This is a genomic window from Nitrospirota bacterium (genome assembly GCA_016207885.1).
Classification (GTDB): Bacteria; Nitrospirota; Thermodesulfovibrionia; order UBA6902; family UBA6902; genus JACQZG01.
This window is the reverse complement of record JACQZE010000005.1, coordinates 51628-71839: the sequence shown is the minus strand read 5'-3', so window position 1 is coordinate 71839 and position 20212 is coordinate 51628. Positions and strand designations below refer to the sequence as shown.

Genomic DNA, 20212 nt, shown 5'->3' with positions numbered 1-20212 from the left:
AACGGATGAACTGATAATGACTAATCAGGTAAAGACTTGCCGCGTATAAATGTCAGTGATCAAAGGAGAACAAAATGTCTAACATAGTTATTGCTGGCGCACAGTGGGGAGATGAAGGCAAAGGAAAGATAGTCGACCTTCTCACCGAGAGCGCTGATGCAGTTGCGAGGTACCAGGGCGGGCATAACGCCGGGCATACCGTAATTATAAAAGATAAAAAGTTTGTCCTGCACCTCATCCCGTCAGGCATCCTGCATAAAGGCAAGACCTGCATCATCGGAAACGGCGTTGTCATAGACCCCAAAGCGCTTATAAAAGAGATTAAGGAGCTTAAGAAGGAGAAACTGTCTGTTGATAACCTCTTCATAAGCGAGAGCGCACACGTTATCATGCCGTATCACACGGCGCTTGAGGGCGCATGCGAGGATTCAAAAGGCAAGAAGATGATAGGAACCACCAGAAGAGGCATCGGCCCGGCATATGTAGACAAGATGTCAAGGTCAGGCATCAGGATGATGGACCTTCTGGACAAAGATATCTTTAAAGAGAAGCTGGATGCAAACCTGCAGATGGTAAACCATATCCTCAGGACTAAATATAAGAGCAAGGGACTTACGGCAAAAAAGATATATAAAGAGTACATGGCATATGCGAAATATCTTGCGCCGATGATCGTAAATACATCTTTACTTGTTAACAAACTGATTGATCAGGGCAAGAATATCCTGTTCGAGGGCGCGCAAGGCACGCTTCTGGACATAGACCACGGGACATATCCATATGTCACATCTTCAAGCGCATCAGTGGGCGGAGCATGCACAGGCCTCGGGGTCAGCCCGATGAAGATCAACGGCGCGCTTGGGATAGTCAAGGCGTACACAACCCGTGTCGGCGAGGGTCCATTTCCTACAGAGCTTCACTGTGAAACAGGCAAGATGCTCCACATAACAGGCAATGAGTTCGGCGCGACAACAGGCAGGCCGAGAAGGTGCGGATGGCTTGATGCCGTGGCTCTGGAACATTCAATAAGGATAAACGGCTTTACTGGGCTTGCGATCACAAAGCTTGATATACTGGACAGCCTTGATGAGATAAAGATCTGCACATCTTATAAATATCGTGATGGAAAAAGTTCAAAATATCTCAGCACAAAGGTTATGCCGCAGAGTAATGAGATGCTCAAGAAGTGTGAGCCTGTATACAAAACTTTTCCCGGCTGGAAGCAGAGCACAAAGGGGCTTACACAATACAAAGACCTTCCAAAGAACGCAAAGGCATATATAAAGAAGATAGAAGAGCTCCTCGGCGTAAGGGCGGACATCATCTCAACCGGGCAGAAGAGAGATGAGGTCATAATCATAAGGAATCCGCTGGTTAAGAAAGGCAAGTAAGTTCACAGGAACAGAGAGCAAAGCGTTGAGGCTTTTTGCAGGTTCCTGATTTTTATATTAAGATTTTGTTAAACTAAATACCGTTTTTTGTAAGTGGGCCGCTAGCTCAGCTGGTAGAGCACCGCCCTTTTAAGGCGATGGTCGTTGGTTCGATCCCAACGCGGCTCACCACTTTAAAGACAGGTTAAGCAGTCCCCATCGTCTAGTCTGGCCCAGGACACCGCCCTTTCACGGCGGCGACAGGGGTTCAAATCCCCTTGGGGACGCCAGCACTTCTTTCAGGGAGGCCATAACGGCCTCCCTCTTTTATTTTAAAAAGAAGAATGTATTGGTTATTGATGGGCAAAAGAGAACATTATCACTTCCCGAAGAGATTCGGCAGGATGAACGTATCATACTTTGTGACGAGGCTTTTGATGTTCAGGTATTTTAGATCGTTGACCCTTGTTGCGCTGAAGCCGAGTTTTTTGAAATCAAGGATGCTGTTTTCAGAGTGGCACTCATTGCATGCGACGCTCACTTCCAGCTTTACAATATCTTTATGAAAATGATCCAGTTCTTTTCTCTTTTTCTCAGGACTGAATGCTTTTTCATTTTTGATAAAGAGCTTTGCTTTCGCAATGTCTGCCTTGTTGAATAATATGCGGCCCTCCCCATTTTCTTCGTGATAAACCGCTATCCTTGATATGAACCCGCTATTTTCCTCTGTACGGCCGGTATCTTTGTTATAGTATGTGCCGTACGGCTGGCCATGGAATACAGCGCCTTCAGGGTTCATCCATTCATAAGTGAGGTTCTGCAGCTTCTCTTTCTTCAGATGGCATACCTCGCAGACTGCATACCCTGTATGCATGTTGAGAAATGCCCTGATCTTTTTGTTTTTGCTGTGCGGATATAATTTATGACATACGGTGCAGGATGACTCGCTCTTTATGTTTGTTATCAGATGCTTTTCTCCTTTATGAAAACCGTTTAAAGAAGAGACCATGCCCTGAATCTTTTCCTTTTCATTCAGATGGCATTTAGTGATGCAGTCAATGCTGCTTATGTTGGTATGAGGTATCTCTTTTATGCCGGTATGGCAATCTTTGCAATCGACCTTGCCGTGCGGAGAGGACGCGTATTTTGCCTCGTCAATATGAAGGAGCTTGAAGTTGTCACCGGCCTCCTGCCTTACGAGGCCGGGGTATTGGTGGCAAGTGAGGCATCCGTCTTTGTCAAAACTCATGGAGATGCCGGGCACGCATAAAAAAATCATCCGGATAATTATGAGGAGGATATGCTTTTTCATTCCAAATTCCTTACAAGATTTGAAAACGTTTAAGAAGGCCTTATAACACCTTTCTTCAGCATCATATCTCTTATCCTGGTGACATGCTCTTTCTCAGCGGCAAGCACCCTGTTGAAATCTGTACTTGAAGATATCTTATTCTCAGACATCATTCCGCTTATAAGGTTGTTAATAAATATCTCAACCATTGTCTCTTCAAGCTCTAACGCTATTTTTAAGGCCTCCTCAAGCGAGACACGGCTCATCCTGATCCTGAAGTTAATATTATTGGCAAACTCCAGCGTCTTCACCACAAAAGGCAGTGCAGGCGGGTGCATATCCGGCGGGAGTTTGGCGCCGTCAAAAAGGTTCAATGTATCTATCAGAAAAATAGAATGCTCAACCTCATCATTATGCAGCGCTTCCCAGAAGCCTCTCTCTTCAGGGAACATCTTCATGAAAGAACCATATATTGATGCGACCGCATGCTCCACGGCGATGCATCCGTTTATCCTGTCTTTTTGCTCGAAATTCATAATCAAAGTATATATCAAAAGCGGCGCATAAGCCAGAGGCCTATTTTATCTTCTCATGAAATTTGGCAAGCATATCCTTCTTCTTTACCCTGCCGTTAAGCGTGGAACCGTCTTCAAACTCAAATACCGGGATGTCAAACCTGTAGAGTTCGTAAAGCTCATCACTTGATTCAATGTTGACCTTATTGATGATGATGTCGTGCCTCTCCTTAAGGCCGTTCAGCATCTCTTCGGCAGCATCACAGAGCCAGCATCCCTCTTTGTAGTAGAAGGTCAGTTTGGCCATCGCTACTCCCTCCACCGCACAGTCAATATTATTGAATCCTCTTTTGTCTCCCACCAGTGCTCCACATCCTCTTTCCACATGATATATTCGCCTTCTTCTTTGAGTTCATGCGTAAAAGATTCAGAATGGTCTTGTGGGTTGCGGAATTTGAAGATGATGTCGCCTCTTATCAGGAAGCTTACAGCCCTGCTGTCTGAACATCCTGCCCAGCCGCCAACTCTTGTCTCGCCTTTTTTATGATCGCCGAGGCGGAATTCGATCCCTTTGGTATCCCTGAGCTTATACTTCTCAGGTACAAATGGAACGCCTTTGTCCTCACACCATTTTTTTATGTCGCCGATGAACCAGTGGCGGAACTCTTTTGCATCCTCATGCGAGTTTCCTGTTGTTATGTCTTTTATCATACACCCTCTCTCTATTGATAATACTATGTCACTAATTTAAACTACTCTTTATAAGTTATCAATAAAAATCAGGGAGGATATAAAATGGCTGCAGAACATACCTTTGATATAGTGAGCAAAGTAAACCTTCAGGAGGTCTTGAATGCGGTTGACCAGTCGATGAAGGAGATACTTCAGAGGTTCGACTTTAAGAACAGCAAGAGCGAGATAGAGCTTGACCAGGACAAGAATGAGCTCACCCTTACTTCTGATGATGAATACAAGCTGAAGAGCGTTATTGATGTGCTGGAGAGCAAGCTTGTTAAGAGGAAGGTCTCATTAAAGGCGCTTGAATACGGGAAGATAGAGCCGGCTGCGTTAAATACCGTAAGGCAGGTCGTAAAGCTCCAGCAGGGAGTCCCGATCGAGAAGTCAAAAGAGATAGTCAAGATGATAAAGAGCGCAAAGATGAAGGTTCAGGCAGAGATACAGAGCGACCAGGTTCGCGTAAAGGGAAAGAAGATAGATGACCTTCAGGAAGTCATGGCGCTGATAAAAGCGAAAGACCTCGGGATCCATCTCGAGTTTGTGAATTTCAGATAACCATTATATAAACGAACCTGAATTGCCATCTTCAGGTTCCTACTTATGCTATAATTCCATTCATGAAACCGAGTGAAAACATATTAACACTTATAGGCAATACGCCGATTGTGAGGCTTAACCACATCCCCGGCGCTGATGATGCGGAGGTCTGGGCAAAGCTTGAAGGCTTTAACCCCGGAGGCTCGGTAAAGGACAGGATAGCCCTCTCCATGATAGAGACCGCTGAGGCGGAAGGAAGGCTGAAGCCGGGCGGAACGATCATTGAACCGACGAGTGGCAATACAGGAATCGGGCTCGCGATGGTCGCTTCAGTAAAGGGATACAGGCTGATACTGACCATGTCAGAGGCCATGTCTCTTGAGAGGAGGCAGACATTTCAGGCGTTTGGCGCGGAGGTCGTGCTGTCGCCTGCTCCTAAAGGGATGCTTGGCGCGGTTGTAGAGGCTGAGACCATCTATAAAAATAATCCGGATTACTATATGCCGATGCAGTTTGAGAACCCCGCGAATCCTGCTATCCACAGAAAGACAACGGCCGTTGAGATAATCGATGCCCTTGGTATTAATATTGACGGGTTTGTATCAGGAGTGGGAACAGGCGGCACAATAACCGGCGTGGGTGAAGTTTTAAGGGAGAAGAAGCCTGATGTATGGATCGCCGCTGTTGAGCCTGCGGGTTCTCCGGTGCTCTCAGGTGGAAATCCCGGCCCGCATAAACTGGCAGGCCTTGGCGCTGGTTTTTATCCCGGCGTACTCAATACGAAAATTTATGATGAAGTCATAACCGTCACTGATGATGATGCAAAGGCCATGTCGCAGCGCCTTGCGAAAGAAGAAGGAATATTCTGCGGCATATCTTCAGGCGCAGCACTGTGCGCAGCGCTTAGGGTGGCGAAGAAGCTTGGCAAAGGCAAAAAGGTTGTCACTGTCTTCCCGGACAGAGGCGACAGGTATTTGAGCACAGGTTTGTTCGGGCCTCAGGTTTAACAAAGCAGTTGAGCCGCCTCAATGTGTTAAAATACCTTAATGAAATCCTACATCGTTGCAATTTCAGGTGCGAGCGGTTCGATATTCGGGCTGAGGCTTGCTGAAGAACTTCTTAAATCCAAAAACAGGGTCTATCTTCTTATCTCCAATACCGCGTTCTTCATTATCAAAACTGAGACAGGTATCAACCTTGCCGGAAAGAATGAATCAGAGATCAACAAAAAGGTGCAGAAGCATTTTGCTTCAAAGAATATTACCTTTTTTTCTGAATCCAACCTTGCGGCGCCTGTCTCAAGCGGCTCTTTTATCACAGACGGGATGTTTGTAGTGCCCTGCTCCATGAAGACGCTCTCGGGAATTGCCAATGGCTATGCCAATACATTAATAGAGAGGGCGGCTGATGTTGTCTTAAAGGAAGGCAGGCGGCTCATCATCTCCCCCCGCGAGACACCTTTCAGCGCAATCCATCTTGAGAATATGCTGAAGCTCTCAAGGATCGGTGTGGGAATAGTCCCGCCGATACCTGCTTTTTACCATAACCCGAAAGATTTGAATGAAATTATAGACTTTATCGTAGGCAAGATACTTGACCGGGCCGGCGCGGAAAATAACCTTTTTAACAGATGGCAGTGAGCTGTAAGATTGTGAGTATCAATATAAATATGGTATAACATTTACTCTATACACATTAAAAAGGAAAGCAGATGACATATAAAATTACATTAATTCCCGGAGACGGCGTAGGCCCTGAAATAGCAGAGGCGACGGTCAGGGTACTTGAGGCAACCGGCATCTCTTTTGAATGGGAAGTGCAGAACGCAGGCGGCGAGGTATATGAAAAAGAGGGCAACCCGCTTCCTGACAGGGTCATTGAGTCAATAAAGAAGAACAGGACCGCGTTAAAAGGACCGATAACAACACCGGTCGGCACAGGATTCAGGAGCGTCAATGTCAGCCTCAGGCAGACGCTTGACCTCTATAGTTGTGTCAGGCCGTGCAAGAGCTATGCCGGCGCAAGGACGAGATATGACAACATTGATATTGTAATAGTCAGGGAGAATACCGAAGACCTTTACGCAGGCATAGAATATGAAAAAGGTTCTGAAGGCGCAAAGGCGACCATCGAACTTGCTGATAAACTCTCCGGTAAAAAAATACGGGAAGATTCGGGCATAAGCATAAAACCTATCTCTGTCTTCGGCACCGAGAGGATAGTCCGTTATGCCTTTGAATACGCCAGAAAGAATAAACGCCGCAAGGTGACCGCAGTCCATAAGGCAAATATAATGAAGTTTTCCGACGGCCTCTTTCTTGAAGTCGCAAGAGAGGTCGCGGCAAAGTATCCTGATATCGAATTCGAGGATAGGATCATAGATAATATGTGTATGCAGCTTGTGCAGAAGCCTGAACTTTACGATGTTCTTGTCCTGCCGAACCTTTACGGAGATATTATTTCCGACCTCGGCGCAGGGCTGATAGGAGGGCTGGGGCTTGCACCCGGCGCGAATATCGGGGACGGATACGCTGTCTTTGAAGCGACACACGGAAGCGCGCCTAAATACAAAGGGCTTAATAAGGCAAACCCGATGGCTGTGATGTTAAGCGGCGTTATGATGCTGAGGTATCTTGGCGAGACAGAGGCTGCGGAGCGGCTTGACAGTGCCATCGCCTCGGTTATTAAGGAAGGAAGGAATGTCACCTATGACATGAAGCCCACCCCTGATGACCCCACAGCCGCGACCACATCCGGGGTTGCAGACGCTGTGATCGCAAAGATGAATTAATAATCTATGGGCCTTGATATCATCATTATTGTTATCTGTCTTGTAGCTATCGCAATACTCTCCAGCTCTGAAGTTGCATTCATCGCAGCAAACAGGATAAAGCTCAAGCATCTGGCAGAGCAGGGAAATAAAAAGGCAGGAACCGTGCTCAAGATACGTGAGGAGCATGACCGCCTCTTCAGCGCAGTGATACTCTCCGGCAACTTATTCACCGTACTCGCGACCTCAGTCGGCACTGTGCTTGCGCTTGAAATTTTCGGCCCGGACCACGCGGATGCAGGAATTGTTGTTTCGACCGGGATGATGACACTGCTTACCGTTGTCTTTGGCGAGCTTGCCCCAAAGACCTTTGCCGTAAATCATGCTGAACGGATCGCGCTCATGATGGCAAGGCCGATCAAGCTCTACATCAAGATAATATCTCCCCTTGTCTTTATATTTAACCATCTCTCCAATATGCTGATCAGGCTTACCGGCGGCAAGGTCGGCTCCACTCCGCAGTTCCTTACTGAAGAGGAGATGAAGTCTATGATAAGCATAGGCGAGGAAGAAGGGGCGATCGAGAAGGAAGAGAAGAAGATGCTCCATAATGTCTTTGAGTTCGGGGACAAGAGCGTTTCCGAGGCCATGGTGCCGAGGACAGAGGTTGTGGCGATCCCTGAAGACGCGGTAGTGGCTGATGTGCTTGACCTTGTAAATGAGAAGGGTTATTCAAGGTATCCGGTCATAAGGGAGAACGTGGACAATATCATAGGGATGCTCTATGTAAAGGATATCCTGAGAAAGATGGCAAAGGAAGAGGTCACTCCGCAGACGAATATCACGGGGCTTGTCAGGGATGCTTATTACATACCTGAGAGCAAGATGGTCACCTCGCTTCTTGATGATATGCAGAAGAACAAGTTCCAGATAGCTGTGGTCATTGATGAGTACGGCGGGACTGCGGGCATCATCACTCTTGAGGACATGATAGAGGAGATAGTCGGCGGGCTTCAGGATGAGTTTGAGGCGATAGAGGCTGAGAAAGAGGTTGAGATAGTTGATGAGAGCACCTTTGTGGTTTCAGGCTCAACGAGTATTGATGAGATTAACAGCCTTGTCGGGCTTCAGCTTGACAGCGAGGAGTTCAACACCATAGGCGGCTTTCTCTTCGGGCTCTTCGGCCATCTTCCAAAGGTCGGGGAACAGGTCAAGTTCAGAAATGTCAGGCTCCTCATACTTGAGATGGACGGCAAGAAGATAGAGAAGATAAAGATCACCAAGATATAATATTTCGGCAGCTCCCCCTCATTTTTCATTATATTTATACGGAAAAACCGTAATCTATGCATATGAATAATAAATTTTTTGAGAAACCAATCCTAAACTCTCCGTATGAATACCCCAAGCGTCACTGGGAACTTGATGTAGACGGCCAACCAACGCAAAAAATCATCGAGACTCGCCGCCGGGCAGAGTTCATTACACCGATACCAAAACCCAGAAAGCGCAAAGACAAAGCAAAACAAGAACAGATGGTTTTTGACGAGGGTAAAGGGCTTTCAACAAAAGCACAGCAGTATGATCCTACGTCGATCATTAATCAGCTGCGCCAACACGTAGACCAATGGCGTGCCTTGACCAATCCTAACCACTGGCAGGTCACCCCCGAAACAGCACGTCTATTGCAACACTGGCGGCATCATTTGTTTAGCGGAATCCGGCCATTTTTTTGTCAGATTGAAGCTGTTGAAACTGCTATTTGGTTGACCGAGGTGGCTCCAAATGATAAGGCGGGAAAAGGTATTCTCGACCACCTTGCCAACGCCAACAATGACTCAAATCCTGACCTTATGAGACTGGCTCTGAAATTGGCAACCGGCGCAGGAAAAACCACCGTCATGGCCATGCTGATTGCCTGGCAGACCATTAATGCGGTCCGCCGTCCCAATAGCAAGAAGTTCACGAGAGGATTTTTGGTTGTTACTCCCGGGTTGACCATTCGCGACCGGCTGCGTGTGCTTCAGCCGAATGATCCTGACAGCTATTATCAGAGTCGGGAACTTGTTCCCAGCGATATGCTTGCTGATCTTGTTCGGGCCAAGATCGTCATTACCAACTTTCATGCCTTCAAACTGCGTGAACGTTTGGAGTTATCGAAAGGTGGACGTTCTCTTCTCCAGGGACGCGGCGAAGATCTTCACACTCTGGAAACTGAGGGGCAGATGCTACAGCGGGTAATGCCGGAACTGATGGGCATGAAGAGCATCATGGTCCTCAATGACGAAGCGCACCACTGTTACCGTGAAAAGCCCACCCACAGTGACGAGGATGAAGAACTGAAAGGCGACGAAAAGAAAGAAGCTGAGAAGAACAATGAGGCCGCCCGACTCTGGATATCCGGACTTGAAATTGTCAAACGCAAGCTCGGTATCAATCACGTTATAGACCTGTCAGCAACACCTTTTTTCCTGAGTGGCTCCGGCTATGCCGAAGGAACACTGTTCCCCTGGACGATGAGCGACTTCTCTCTTATGGATGCTATCGAATGCGGAATCGTTAAGCTGCCCCGCGTACCGGTAGCCGATAATATCCCCGGCAATGAAATGCCGATGTTTCGCAACCTCTGGGAACACATCCGTACAAAGATGCCGAAAAAGGGGCGGGGCAAAGCCGATGCATTGAACCCGCTTGACCTGCCGCCTCAGTTACAAACAGCACTGGAAGCGCTCTACGGGCATTACGAAAAAACATACAACCTCTGGCAGCAGAGCGGAATTAAGGTGCCGCCTTGTTTCATAATTGTCTGCAATAACACCTCTACCTCCAAGCTGGTGTATGATTATATATCCGGTTTTCAACGGCAGAACAAGGACGGCACAAGCCAGCTCGAATTTGGTCGTCTGCCGCTGTTCCGCAATACCGATGAACACGGCAACCCGCTTGCCCGTCCTCACACACTGCTCATTGACAGCGAGCAGCTCGAATCCGGCGAAGCGCTCGACGATAACTTCCGCAGCATGGCCGCTGATGAGATTGAACGCTTCCGCCGCGAGATCGTAGAACGCGGGGGAAAGCTTGCCGATGAAATTCAACAAGGCAAGCAACTCGATGATGTGACTCTTCTCCGCGAGGTCATGAATACAGTGGGCAAGCCCGGCCAGTTGGGCGGAGAGATCCGCTGTGTGGTCTCTGTCTCTATGCTCACCGAGGGTTGGGATGCCAACACCGTAACTCATGTTCTCGGCGTGCGCGCCTTTGGCACTCAGCTTCTTTGCGAGCAGGTCATTGGCCGTGCCCTGCGCCGTCAGTCCTATGATCTCAATGAGGATGGATTATTCAATGTCGAATATGCCGATGTTCTCGGTATTCCCTTCGACTTCACAGCGAAGCCGGTGATAGCGCCGCCTCAGCCTCCACGCGAGACCATTCAGGTCAAGGCTGTTCGTCCTGATCGTGATTCTCTGGAAATCCGCTTTCCCCGTGTTGCCGGTTACCGGGTTGAGCTTCCACAGGAGCGGCTGAGCGCCAAATTCAATGATGACTCTGTGATGGAGTTGACCCCCGATCTGGTTGGTGCAACGGAAACCAGAAATTCCGGGATCATTGGTGCATCAGTTGATCTTAACCTCATTCATACAGGTGATATAAGACCCTCACAAGTCGTCTATGAATTAACGTCACACCTGCTTTTGACAAGGTGGCGCGATGCTGACGGAGAACCCCAGCTGCATCTGTTCGGACAGTTAAAGCGCATAGCCCGGCTATGGCTTGATAACTACCTTGTTTGCACGGGGAAGACATATCCGGCCCAGCTTAAATACAAGATGCTTGCCGACATGGCCTGCGAGCGTATAATGGCGGGGATTAATCGTGAGCATATCGGCGGAAGCCCCATTAAGGCGGTACTCGATTCCTATAACCCCGTTGGTTCTACGCGCCATGTAAATTTTAATACATCAAAAACCGACCGTTGGCAGACGGATGCCCGTCGCTGTCACATCAACTGGATTATTCTCGACAGTGACTGGGAGTCTGAGTTCTGTCGCGTGGCAGAGTCGCATCCAAAAGTAAAGTGTTACGTCAAGAACCACAACCTCGGTCTGGAAGTGCCGTACCGTTATGGCTCAGAGACACGCAGATATATCCCTGACTTTATTGTACTGGTAAATGATGGTCATGGTGATGAAGACCTGCTGCATCTGATCGTTGAGATCAAAGGCTATCGGCGTGAAGATGCGAAAGAGAAAAAGTCTACTATGGACACCTACTGGGGCCCCGGCGTGAACAACCTCGGCAGTTATGGCCGCTGGGCCTTTTCCGAGTTTACCGAGGTTTATCAGATCGAGGCTGATTTTGCCAAAAAGGTTGAAGACGAGTTTAATAAGATGATTGAGAAAACAGTGAACAATGAAAATTAGAGTATTCATCAGCAGTGTGCAGAAGGAGTTAGCCGATGAACGCCGCGCCGTAGCGGATTTCATTCGTAACGACCCGCTGTTGCGCCGTTTCTTCACCGTATTTCTTTTTGAGGAGCTGCCTGCAAGTGATCGCCAGGCAGATTCAGTCTATCTCTCCGAGGTAGAGCGTGCCACCGTTTATGTAGGTCTGTTCGGAAATGAATATGGAAAGGAAGATAAAAAGGGACTTTCCCCTACAGAGCGCGAGTTCGATCAAGCAACCACCCATGGTAAGGTGCGGCTTATTTTCGTTAAGGGCGCGGATGATACCATGCGGCATCCAAAGATGAAAGCGCTGATTGCAAAGGCGGGAGACCAATTGATCCGCCGCCGCTTCACTGCAGTGCCGGAACTCATCGCTGACCTTTATGCCAGCCTTGTTGATTATCTGGAGCAAAGCGGGAGGCTGCGCACACGCCCATTTGATGCAGCAGCTTGTGCAGGCGCTGCGTTGACAGATATATCCCGCACAAAGCTTGCCGACTTTCTCGCCCGGGCCAAAGCCGAGCGTGGTTATCCGATTGGTCCCAAAACTTCGATCATTAAGGCGTTAACTCATTTGAATCTCCTCGACAGCGACCGTCCCAGCCATGCTGCCATCCTTCTGTTTGGCAAACAGCCGCAGCGCTTCTTGTTGTCTTCTGAGGTCAAGTGTATGCACTTTCACGGGACGGAAATCCGCAAACCAATTCCGTCATACCATATTTACAAGGGGACAGTATTTGAGCTTGTAAATCAGGCGCTGGACTTTGTGATGTCCAAGATTAACCGGACTGTCGGCACTCGCGCACTCGGCCCCCAGGCGCCGGTGGAATACGAGCTGCCGCGCGAGGCTGTAGCCGAGGCCATTGTTAACGCAGTAGCACACCGCGATTATACCTCTAATGCCAGTGTGCAGGTGATGCTTTTCGCCGACCGTCTGGAAGTCTGGAACCCCGGCGAGCTTCATCCTCCTTTGACGCTGGAAAGCCTCTCACAGCCTCACCCGTCCATACCTGCAAACCCACTCATTGCCGAGTCGCTTTATTTGACAAAGTACATCGAAAAGGCAGGCTCCGGCACACTGGATATGATCGCGCTATGCAAAGAGGCGGGACTACAGGAACCACGATTTAGCCAGAACGGCGGGCAGTTTATCCAGGTACTGGAACGAGTCAGCGCAAGGTCACAGCCAGAGTCACAGCCAGAGTCAGGGGTAGAGTCAGGGGTAGAGTCAGGGATAGAGTCAGGGATAGAGTCAGGGATAGAGTCAGGGATAGAGTCACGAGTCATTGCTGCTTTGCAGGTAACTCCCTCTCTTGGGATGAAGGATTTATCTATGGCAATCGGTTGGAGCAAGCCAAACCGTTATCTTCATCAGGCTATTCGATTGCTCATGGAGAAGGCCCTTATCGAAAGGACCATCCCCGACAAGCCCAACAGCCGCCTCCAGAAATATCGCTTGACAGCCAAAGGCAGAAAACTATTGGAGAGTAAAAAATAATGGCAAAAAAGAAAACAAACAAACTGACTGTCGAAACTCTCAAGCACGAAGAGGCGAGCCGTAAGAACATCCCATCAGCAGAACATCAGTCGATCATGTACGATGCGGAGAAAAATCCTATCCGTGTGGCTTATGAGCGGCGTAACCGCGACCTTGACCCACAGTTAGTCTGGCGCGGCAAGGATGAGCAGGACTGGTCTGATCTGGTGGTCCATGCTCCTCCGCTTTATATTCAGGAGAAGGTACAGCCGAAGGTACTGATAGATGATCTGATAAAGCGCAGTAAGTCGGACGCAAAGTCCGCCGAGCCTCAGATTGATCTCTTCGCTGACTTCAACGGTCTCCCAAGTGAGAGCGCAAAGACAGAGTTTTATCAGCACGATGCGCACTGGGCCAATCGGATGATACTTGGCGATAGCCTACAGGTCATGGCGTCACTGGCTGAGCGTGAAGGACTGCGCGGCAAGGTGCAGATGATTTATTTTGATCCGCCTTATGGGATTAAGTTTAATTCCAATTTTCAGTGGTCAACCACCAGCCGGGATGTGAAGGACGGGAACGTTGATCATATAACCCGTGAACCGGAGCAGGTAAAGGCTTTTCGTGATACGTGGCGGGATGGGATTCATTCGTATCTGACTTATTTGCGTGATAGGTTGACCGTGGCGCGGGATTTGTTGACTGACTCGGGGTCGATCTTTGTGCAGATTGGGGATGAGAATGTTCATCGGGTGAGGGCGGTGATGGATGAGGTGTTTGGGGAGGAGAATTTTGTGTCACAGATTTCAATTCAGAAGACGGGCGGATTTTCTCAATCTAAGATCGGCAATATCCTGGACCATGTGCTATGGTATGCGCGCTCTGTGTCGTCACTGAAGTATCGACCTATCAACATGCTTATTCCGGAACCGCCAATCGATGATCCAAACTACGTTCTATTGGAATTTCCTGACGGCAGCTTTCGGAGAATGACTCCCGGCGAGCGGACGAGACAACATCCGTTGCCTGAAAATGTGCGAGTGTTTCGATACGGACCGCTTCAGTCAGACGGCGCAAGTAAAACAGATCAGAAAGTTGTATTTGAAGGGGACGCGTTCTTTCCCAGTGCAAACTCACATTGGAAGAGTAATGTCGAAGGGATGCACCGTGTCGGACGGTCCGGAAAACTTCTGAATGTTGGCAAGACGATATATCACCGGCTTTACTGGGATTCATTTTCAGCCAAGACCCTCGACAACATTTGGCTGGACACGCAGTCCGGCGGGTTCAATGATCCGAAAGTGTACGTTGTCCAAACAACCACTAAAGTCGTTCAACGTTGCCTTCTCATGGCCACCGACCCCGGCGATCTCGTGCTCGACCCTACCTGTGGCTCTGGAACCACCAGCTATGTTGCCGAACAATGGGGCCGACGCTGGATAACCATTGATACATCTCGCGTTTCTCTTGCGCTTGCCCGTGCCCGTATCATGGGCGCTCGCTATCCCTATTATTTGCTTGCCGACTCACCTTATGGTCAGCGCAAGGAAGCTGAATTCACTCGCTCAATGCCATCAAGCCAACCAACGCGTGGTGATATCCGGCATGGCTTCGTTTATGAGCGTGTGCCGCATATCACTCTGAAGTCTATAGCCAACAATACAGAAATTGATGTCATATGGGAGAAATATCAGGAAACTTTGGAGCCGCTGCGTGATCAACTCAACAAGGCTCTGAACAAGAAATGGGAAGAATGGGAAATTCCCCGCGATGCTGATGACAAGTGGCCGGACAAGACAAAGAAGCTACACGCCCAGTGGTGGGAACAGCGGATTGCCCGACAGAAGGAGATAGATGCATCTATCGCTGCCAAGGCAGAGTTCGAGTATCTTTACGATAAACCATATGACGATAAGAAGAAGGTTCGAGTTGCCGGGCCATTCACAGTTGAAAGTCTTTCCCCTCATCGCGTGCTGACTGTAGGTGCTGATGATGAGTTGATTGATATCGTATCAGAAGCAAAGGACGGCTACGGCGGAGAACATGACTTCGTGCAGATGATCCTGGAAAATCTTAAGACCGCCGGAGTACAGCAAGCACATAAGGAAGACAAGATCACCTTTACATCATTGACACCTTGGCCTGGCGATCTGGTCTGCGCTGAAGGACGATACGAAGAAAAGGGTGAAGAGAGAAGTAAGAAGAGTGAAGGGGAAAAGCGAGCAGCTATTTTCATCGGCCCCGAATTCGGCACAGTCTCACGTCCTGATCTGGTCGCCGCCGCTCGTGAGGCTGGTGATGCTGGATTCGATGTGCTCATTACCTGCGCCTTTAACTACGATGCTCACTCTTCGGAATTCAACAAGCTTGGCCGCATTCCGGTGCTGAAGGCGCGTATGAACGCAGACTTGCATATGGCAGATGATCTTAAAAACACCGGCAAGGGGAACCTGTTCGTCATCTTCGGTGAGCCTGACATAGATATTCTTGATGCCGAAGACGGACAGATTAAGGTCAAGGTAAACGGCGTTGATGTCTTCCATCCAAATACAGGCGAAGTCCGCAGCGACGGCGCTGAGGGAATAGCCTGCTGGTTTATTGATTCCGATTACAACGAAGAAAGCTTCTTCGTAAGACACGCCTACTTCCTGGGTGCAAACGATCCTTATAAAGCTCTCAAGACAACACTCAAAGCCGAGATTAATGAAGATACATGGGCGACATTGAACAAAGATATATCTCGTCCATTTGATAAACCCAAGACCGGGCGGATTGCGGTGAAGGTGATTAATCATCTTGGGGATGAGGTGATGAAGGTTTTTAGGGTGGAATAATGCAATTCCGCATAGCCGATACATTTACCGACAGCCTCGCAAAACTAACCGGTGACGAGCAGAAGGCAGTAAAAACCACTGCCTTTGACCTGCAACTGAACCCGGCTAATCCGGGCATGCAGTTCCACAAGCTCGACAAGGCAAAGGACAAAAACTTCTGGTCGGTGCGTGTTAGCAGTGATCTCAGGATAATTGTCCATAAGACCAGCGAAAGTCTTCTACTTTGCTATGTGAATCACCATGACCCTGCTTACCGTTGGGCTGAAAAGCGCAAACTGGAAATACACCCCAAGACCGGAGCGGCACAATTAGTGGAAATTCGGGAGACTGTGCAGGAGATCATCATTCCCAAATACGTGGAGGCGGTACAACCGGCCCCTCCCAGTCTGCCTTTGTTTGCTCATCTCTCTCAAGATATATTGCTCGGTTATGGCGTGCCTGAAGAATGGATTGATGATGTGCAAAAGGCTGATGAAGATTCTCTGTTGACTCTGGCAGAACATCTGCCCGGCGAGGCGGCTGAGGCGCTGCTTGATCTGGCAACTGGTGTAACACCGCAAATTCAGCAACCTGTAACAGCGGGGATCAGTCCCTTTGATCATCCTGACGCACAGCGCAGGTTCAGGGTGATGAATAATGTTGAAGAACTGGAACGCGCCCTCGACTATCCCTGGGAGAAGTGGACAATATTTCTCCATCCGGCACAACAGCAGCTTGTTGAACGTGATTACAGTGGCCCCTGTCGGGTCTCGGGATCGGCAGGCACCGGCAAAACAATTGTCGCTTTGCACCGGGCAGTCTTTCTTACACGATCCAACCCTGATGCACGGGTACTGCTTACTACATTTTCCGATACGTTGGCGAGTGCATTGAGAACAAAACTGAGACGATTGATTGGCAATGAACCCCGTCTTGGCGACCGGCTGGAGGTGCATGCCATGAATGCAATCGGCCGTCGGCTCTATGAATTGAATTTCGGTCGGCCACAGATAGTATCAAAGTCTGTTATGGACAAGCTGCTTGCTGAGGCTGCTGACGCTGTCACCGGGCACAAGTTCAGCCTTCACTTCTTGCGGACTGAGTGGGAGCAGGTGGTAGATGCGTGGCAGTTGGATACATGGGAAGCGTATCGTGACGTAACGCGTCTGGGACGAAAGACCAGATTGCCGGAACAGAAGCGCCAACAGCTCTGGTCAATCTTCGATCAAGTTAGGTCTCAACTCATAAGCCGCAATCTTGTTACGTATTTCGGCATGTTCAGCAAACTGGCGACACGTCTTGCTGACAGTAAACATCCACCATTCGACTTCACCGTTGTGGACGAGGCGCAGGACATTAATGTGTCCCAATTGCGATTTCTCGCTGCGCTGGGCGCAGGACGGCAAAACAGCCTATTCTTTGCCGGTGACCTTGGACAAAGGATCTTCCAGCAGCCTTTCTCATGGAAGACGCTTGGTGTTGATATTCGAGGCCGCTCCAGGAACCTGCGCATCAATTACAGGACTTCTCATCAGATCAGAATGCGGGCTGATAAATTATTGGGGCCGGAATTGTCTGATGTTGACGGCAATACCGAAGAGCGGCGTGGCACTGTATCAGTATTTAACGGCACTGAGCCGGCCATAATGGTATTGGACACTGCGGACAAGGAAATTGAAACAGTCGGGCAATGGCTTGCAAATCGAATCGACGAGGGACTCAAGCCCCATGAAATCGGTTTGTTTGTACGATCAGAGGCAGAACTTGACCGCGCCCGTGCTGCTGTTGAACAGGCGGGGCTTTCCTTTAAAGTGCTTGATGAGAATGTTGAAACAACAATTGGTTGCGTGTCTATCAGCACCATGCACCTCGCAAAGGGGTTGGAGTTTCGCGCCGTTGTTGTTATGGCATGCGATGACGAGATTATCCCACTTCAGTCCCGCATTGAAACGGTAACTGACGACGCTGATCTTCAGGAAGTCTACGACACCGAAAGGCACCTTTTGTATGTCGCTTGCACTCGCGCACGGGACCATCTGCTGATTACAAGCGGCGGCGAACCATCAGAGTTTCTGGATGATCTAAGGATGTGAGTTAGGCGATGTCTCAAAAGGCTGTCTATCATTAACCCATTATTATTTTAATTACCTTTCCGTTTATAATAGGATGAATATTTTCCGGGATATATCTGTCATATATCCAGTTAAGGAGAAGGGATGCAGATAGGTTTTATAGGCCTCGGCAGGATGGGTATAAATATGGTTCAGCGCCTGCTTGACGGCGGGCACGAGGCCATTGTTTATAACCGCACTCCTGAAAAGGTAAAGCAGGCTGAAGCATTGGGCGCGATTGCGTCTGATTCCATTGAGAGCCTTGTCAATAAACTCCAATCCCCGCGCATCGTCTGGCTCATGGTTCCCGCAGGCGCAGCCACAGACGAGATCATAAAAGAGACTACCTCATTCCTAAAAGAAGGCGACATACTCATTGACGGCGGAAACTCTTTTTACAAAGACTCTGTTAAAAGAGCTGAGATGTTCAAGGAGCAGGGAATCTATTTTCTGGATATCGGCACAAGCGGCGGCATATGGGGGCTGAAGCGCGGCTACTGCATGATGATCGGCGGAAAGAGAGAGGTGTTTGAGAGAGTCGAGCCGATTCTTAAGACGCTTGCGCCGAAAGACGGTTATGCCCATGTCGGCCCTAATGGCGCCGGGCATTTCGTAAAGATGATACATAACGGAATTGAATACGCGATGCTTCAGAGTTATGCCGAGGGTTTTGAGATATTAAAGGCGAAAAAGGACTTTGATCTCGACCTTAAGCAGATATCCGAACTATGGAATCACGGGAGCGTTATAGAGTCCTGGCTTCTGGAACTTGCGGGATATGCTTTTGATAAAGACCCGAAGCTCGATTCGATAAAAGGTTATGTCGAAGATTCAGGAGAGGGGCGATGGACAGTTGCCGAGGCGATCGAACAGGACGTACCCGCTCCGCTTATAACCTTGTCATTGCTGGAACGCTTCCGCTCAAGGCAGGATGACTCTTTCAGCGCAAAGGTCATCGCCGCGCTGCGTAATGAGTTTGGCGGGCATGCTGTTAAGAAGAATACTTAAAATAAAGAAAAGGGGAAATACATCTGTGAATAAACTTGATGAACTGGCAAAAATCGGACAGAGCATATGGCTTGATAATATCAGCCGTTCGATGATCGAGAGCGGCAGGCTTCAGCAGGAGATAAATAAGGGCCTGAGGGGAATGACCTCCAACCCAAGTATCTTTGACAAGTCAATAAGCTCAAGCAATGATTATGACGCTGCCATGAGGGATCTGAATGCGAAAGGGCTCTCGACTTTTGAGATATATGACGAACTCACAATAAGGGATGTGCAGGACGCGGCAGACCTGTTTAAGCCTGTCTATGAAAGGACGAACGGGCTTGATGGTTATGTCAGCCTTGAGATAAACCCTGACCTTGCTATGCAGACAGATGAAACAATTAAAGAGGGCAGAAGGCTTTATAAAAAAGTTAACCGGCCTAACCTGATGCTGAAGGTTCCCGCTACTGACGCGGGGTTCGAAGCTGTTTCAGAACTTTTAGGCGACGGCATCAATGTCAATGTCACGCTTATATTTTCTATGAGCCAGTATATAAAGACCGCGAACGCGTATATAGAAGGCCTGAAACGTTTATCAAAAAAAGGCGGAAACCTGAAACATGTCCATTCTGTCGCAAGCGTATTTGTGAGCAGGATAGATACCGCTATTGATAAGCTCATAGATGAAAAATCTGAAGAAAAACTGAAAGCATTAAGAGGCAAAGCAGCGGTCTCAAATTCAAAGCTGATCTTCAGTAAATACGGAGAGATATTCTCAGGAGCCGGCTTCAGCGAGCTCAAGGCAAATGGCGCAAATATGCAGAGGGTCTTATGGGGTTCGACAGGCTCAAAGGACGCTTCATACAGCGATATAAAATATGTGACAGAACTTATCGGAAATCCTACAGTCAATACCCTGCCTGACAATACATTCAATGCGTTTCTGGATCACGGCATAATAGAGGAATCCCTGAGCAAGGATGTTGCCGGCGCCGAAAACACGATTGATACACTCAAAGCGGATGGCATTGATATAAATGATATATGCCTTAAACTTCTTGATGACGGGGTTGTCGCGTTTCAGAAATCTTTTGAATCACTCCTGAAAGCGATCGAGACAAAGAAGAAGTAGTTCTAATTACAAGGGGGTATATA

General features: G+C 48.6%; 16 protein-coding genes and 2 tRNA genes. 14 read left to right on the top strand and 4 right to left on the bottom strand.

Annotation, left to right across the window (positions count from 1 at the left end):
• The first annotated feature begins 74 nt into the window (after window positions 1-74).
• The 3 genes from HY807_04285 (at window position 75) to HY807_04275 (ending at window position 1660) form a co-directional block, all read left to right on the top strand.
• Window positions 75-1391 (top strand): adenylosuccinate synthase, encoded by a 1317-nt coding sequence (locus tag HY807_04285; protein ID MBI4825620.1) that lies wholly within the window; start codon window positions 75-77, stop codon window positions 1389-1391.
• 95 nt (window positions 1392-1486) lie between these two features.
• Window positions 1487-1562 (top strand) — tRNA-Lys (locus tag HY807_04280).
• 20 nt (window positions 1563-1582) lie between these two features.
• A tRNA-Glu gene (locus HY807_04275) sits at window positions 1583-1660 on the top strand.
• Between the two features lie 89 nt (window positions 1661-1749).
• Here HY807_04275 and HY807_04270 read toward each other — a convergent pair.
• From HY807_04270 to HY807_04255, 4 genes are read right to left on the bottom strand one after another with little or no spacing between them, the layout of a single operon-like run.
• Window positions 1750-2682 (bottom strand): hypothetical protein, encoded by a 933-nt coding sequence (locus HY807_04270; GenBank protein ID MBI4825619.1) that lies wholly within the window; start codon window positions 2680-2682, stop codon window positions 1750-1752.
• Window positions 2683-2711: 29 nt separating this feature from the next.
• The gene (locus tag HY807_04265) at window positions 2712-3197 is read right to left on the bottom strand and encodes a hypothetical protein (GenBank protein ID MBI4825618.1); all 486 of its coding nucleotides are present in this window, start codon (window positions 3195-3197) and stop codon (window positions 2712-2714) included.
• Between the two features lie 40 nt (window positions 3198-3237).
• A complete protein-coding gene (locus HY807_04260; GenBank protein MBI4825617.1) occupies window positions 3238-3483 on the bottom strand; it encodes a glutaredoxin family protein in 246 nt (81 codons plus the stop codon).
• A 2-nt stretch (window positions 3484-3485) separates the two neighbouring features.
• On the bottom strand, window positions 3486-3887 hold the full coding sequence (locus HY807_04255) for a hypothetical protein (GenBank protein MBI4825616.1): 402 nt from the start codon (window positions 3885-3887) through the stop codon (window positions 3486-3488).
• Window positions 3888-3971: 84 nt separating this feature from the next.
• On the opposite strand from HY807_04255, the gene HY807_04250 reads away from it, so the two are divergent.
• From HY807_04250 to tal, 11 genes are all read left to right on the top strand, one after another.
• Window positions 3972-4469, top strand: a complete 498-nt coding sequence (locus HY807_04250; protein ID MBI4825615.1) for a YajQ family cyclic di-GMP-binding protein — start codon at window positions 3972-3974, stop codon at window positions 4467-4469.
• A gap of 62 nt (window positions 4470-4531) precedes the next feature.
• Window positions 4532-5458, top strand: coding sequence for a cysteine synthase A (cysK, locus tag HY807_04245; GenBank protein MBI4825614.1), 927 nt, complete (start codon window positions 4532-4534; stop codon window positions 5456-5458).
• Window positions 5459-5497: 39 nt separating this feature from the next.
• On the top strand, window positions 5498-6091 hold the full coding sequence (locus tag HY807_04240) for a UbiX family flavin prenyltransferase (protein ID MBI4825613.1): 594 nt from the start codon (window positions 5498-5500) through the stop codon (window positions 6089-6091).
• A gap of 71 nt (window positions 6092-6162) precedes the next feature.
• The gene (locus tag HY807_04235; protein ID MBI4825612.1) at window positions 6163-7242 is read left to right on the top strand and encodes an isocitrate/isopropylmalate dehydrogenase family protein; all 1080 of its coding nucleotides are present in this window, start codon (window positions 6163-6165) and stop codon (window positions 7240-7242) included.
• Between the two features lie 6 nt (window positions 7243-7248).
• A complete protein-coding gene (locus tag HY807_04230) occupies window positions 7249-8511 on the top strand; it encodes an HlyC/CorC family transporter (protein MBI4825611.1) in 1263 nt (420 codons plus the stop codon).
• A gap of 62 nt (window positions 8512-8573) precedes the next feature.
• Complete coding sequence (locus HY807_04225; protein MBI4825610.1) at window positions 8574-11642, top strand: DEAD/DEAH box helicase family protein; 3069 nt, start codon at window positions 8574-8576, stop codon at window positions 11640-11642.
• The gene (locus HY807_04220; GenBank protein ID MBI4825609.1) at window positions 11632-13164 is read left to right on the top strand and encodes a DUF4062 domain-containing protein; all 1533 of its coding nucleotides are present in this window, start codon (window positions 11632-11634) and stop codon (window positions 13162-13164) included. The genes HY807_04225 and HY807_04220 overlap by 11 nt, the downstream gene beginning before the upstream one ends.
• Entirely contained in the window at window positions 13164-15977 is a 2814-nt protein-coding gene (locus HY807_04215) for a site-specific DNA-methyltransferase (GenBank protein MBI4825608.1), read from the top strand. The genes HY807_04220 and HY807_04215 overlap by 1 nt, the downstream gene beginning before the upstream one ends.
• A complete protein-coding gene (locus HY807_04210) occupies window positions 15977-18049 on the top strand; it encodes a DEAD/DEAH box helicase (protein ID MBI4825607.1) in 2073 nt (690 codons plus the stop codon). Before HY807_04215 ends, HY807_04210 begins: the two co-directional genes overlap by 1 nt.
• A gap of 123 nt (window positions 18050-18172) precedes the next feature.
• On the top strand, window positions 18173-19075 hold the full coding sequence (gene gnd, locus HY807_04205) for a decarboxylating 6-phosphogluconate dehydrogenase (protein MBI4825606.1): 903 nt from the start codon (window positions 18173-18175) through the stop codon (window positions 19073-19075).
• 25 nt (window positions 19076-19100) lie between these two features.
• A complete protein-coding gene (gene tal, locus HY807_04200; protein ID MBI4825605.1) occupies window positions 19101-20189 on the top strand; it encodes a transaldolase in 1089 nt (362 codons plus the stop codon).
• Window positions 20190-20212: the final 23 nt, after the last annotated feature.